At 67.4% G+C, this 2704-nt stretch carries 2 protein-coding genes; both read right to left on the reverse strand.

Annotation, left to right across the window (positions count from 1 at the left end; all coding sequences use genetic code 11):
* Nucleotides 1-137: 137 nt before the first annotated feature.
* The gene (locus RM423_RS24450; RefSeq protein WP_311425645.1) at nt 138-1220 is read right to left on the reverse strand and encodes an IS110 family RNA-guided transposase; all 1083 of its coding nucleotides are present in this window, start codon (nt 1218-1220) and stop codon (nt 138-140) included.
* A 546-nt stretch (nt 1221-1766) separates the two neighbouring features.
* Nucleotides 1767-2339 (reverse strand): hypothetical protein, encoded by a 573-nt coding sequence (locus RM423_RS24455; protein WP_311425646.1) that lies wholly within the window; start codon nt 2337-2339, stop codon nt 1767-1769.
* Nucleotides 2340-2704: the final 365 nt, after the last annotated feature.

Raw genomic sequence — 2704 nt, forward strand, 5'->3', positions numbered from 1 at the left:
CCGCGGACGAGGCATCGACAGCCTCCCCAGCATCCGCACCACCACCGACCAAACCGAGACCTAGACTGCCCACAACCGCTCACTTTTCAAGCGCCGGAACCGACCAGCTTTGGAGCGCCGTCGACAGGGTGGGTGGTTCAGTTGGTGATCACCGCCAGGGACCAGCACCAGCCGGCCAGCTCGCGGGCGATGGCGACGTTGGCGATCACCGGCCGCTTCTTGCGCAGGTTGTAGGTGACCCAGCGTTGGTGCAGTCGCTGGTTGCCGGCGTGTGCGCGGGCCCGGGCCGCGGCCGGGGCGAGATCCCACCGCCGCTGCAGCACTTGGCTGGGTCGGTAGGGGGTCCGGTGGTGCCAGGCAGCCTCCACCAGCAGGCGGCGCACGTGGGTGTTCCCGGTCTTGGTGATCGCGCCCTGGGAGCGGGACTGCCCGGAGGAGTGTTCACTGGGTACCAGCCCGAGGTAGGCGCCAATGCTCGAGCCGGTGAACCGGTCCCAGTCGCCGATCTCGACGGCCAGGGCGAAGCTGGTGAGGGTGGAGATGCCGCGCAGGCAGGCCAGCCGCCGAGCTATCGGCGTGAACTCGCAGTCGCGGGCCATCGCGGTGATCTTCTCGTCCAGCCGGTCGCGGCGGGCGTCGGCCAGCACCACAGTCTCGTAGGCGTCGTCGAACGCGGCCTGGGTGCCGGCCAACGTGAAACGCTGCCGACCCAGCCACCGTTCATGGGCCTGGGTCCATGCCTTCCCGTCGGTGTAGACGATGCCCTGGCGTAGCAGCAGTTTCGACAGCCGATGCCGGGCGCGCATCAGATCCGAACGAGACGCCTCCCGCGCCCGCACCAGATCACGGGCGGCCTCCTGGCCGGCGCTCGGCACCCGCACCGACACGATCTCATCCAGGCGCAGTAACCGGGCCAGCAACAACGCCTCGCGGGCATCAGTCTTGATCCGGTCCCCAGGCGGGCGGTGCAGCTTGGAGGACGCGGCCACCTCACACCGGACACCCGCCACGCTCAACGCCCGAGCCAGCCCGAACCCAGTCGGCCCGGCCTCGTAGACGACCGCACACGGCCCCGGCAGGCTGGCGACCCAACCCAGCACATCCTCATACGCTAGCGACAACCGCGCCTTGACCAGCTCACCGCTGTGGCTGTCGATCGCCGCGGCCGACACCGACCGGGCATGCACATCCAGACCAACACTCGTACGCTCACCAAACACCGGGGCCTCCTCACACACCTGTGGATAGGCCGAACACGGGACCCGCGTTCGGTAACCCACGACTGTGCGTGAGCGAGGCCCCGGCCAGCAACCACCCAGCATCAGCGAGCAGTCACTCCATACGGTCTAAGTCACACGCAGCAGCGGACGAGTTCACCCCTGCCCACGACCCGCCAGTCTGCGGCTCGTAGGCAACCTTGAAAGGCACCGCGTCGCGGTAGCCGGAAGGGCGCCTTGCGGCCCAGGCCACCAGTTCGCGCCGTCTCGCCCTCTCGCCATCTCGAACAAGACCTGCAACCCAGCCTCGGCCCACAAGGTCATCGACATCGACGCCCCGATCGGTTTGCTGCTGCCCCTGCAACGTTGTCGTCCGGGCGCTCGATGAACGGCGCGTCCTGGCCGAGGTGATGGACCGAACGTGACGGTCCGCGCCATCAAGAACACCGCGCGTTCCGCCACCGACCTCGCCCCGGTCGCCGAGCAGGCCCGAAGGCGCCTGGACGCAGCGATAGTGTCGCCCTCCGCTATCCATGGCCGATAGCGCGTCTAACTGATTGTCAGTTCCTGGTGCATCCCGTCGGCGTAGTGGTTGGGCAGGTTGCACACCAACTCGTAGCGACCCGCCGCCAGAGTCACGGTCACCCAACCCACAGTTCCCGAGACCAGGCCGTTGCCGGCTCCGCTCCCGCAACTGCTGGAAGCCTCACCCATGCTGCCGGTCTCGGAGACTTTCCCGCCCGGTCCCGCTACCCGCTGCCCCGCGACAGCACCGGCCGTTAGCGGGAAAATGACCAGCTCGTGAGTGCGCCAGCCGACATTGGACACGACCAGGCTGATCGGGCCGGCCGGCTCGGTGGCGGGCGTGGCCTGCAGACGCATCTGCGCCCCCATCGGGGCGGTGCCGCCCATCATCTGCGTCATCCCCATGTCGCCCAGCTCCACCCGCACGGTCCGCCCCGGTAGCGAGGTCGGAGCGGAACAGGTGAGGGCGGCGGAGTGATACCGCGACCCACCGCCCATCATCCCCGAATGACCGGAGCCGGTCATCGATGCACAGCCAGCGAGCGCAATCGCCATCAGCGGCACGCCGACCAGGGACACCCGCAACCGTCTAACCATTCCTTCATTTTAATCAGCGCGGAGCAGTCCGGAGCAGAGGCGAAGGTCACCTGAACCGCCAGAATATAGACAGAGAGCCCCGCGACGTCAAGGACAGGATAGGAATTGCCTGCAGGTCGTCAGATGGGCCGTGATTCCAAGTGGTGGACACGCCCGACCTCGTCGATTCCCACGAATCGCCACCTCCGCGCCCGATCTTCAACCCGCGCTTGGCAGCACCGTCACGCAGTGGCCGATGCCCGGGACCTGACCCCGAGTAGTGGACACGCTCAATCCCTGCTTCGGTGGGGTGGAAGCGAGATGATCCACTCATGGCGAGGAAGAACTACTCCGAGGAGTTTCGCCGCGACGCTGTCGAGTTGTAT

The sequence above is a fragment of the Jatrophihabitans lederbergiae genome (genome assembly GCF_031845305.1).
Taxonomy (GTDB): Bacteria; Actinomycetota; Actinomycetes; order Mycobacteriales; family Jatrophihabitantaceae; genus Jatrophihabitans_A; species Jatrophihabitans_A lederbergiae.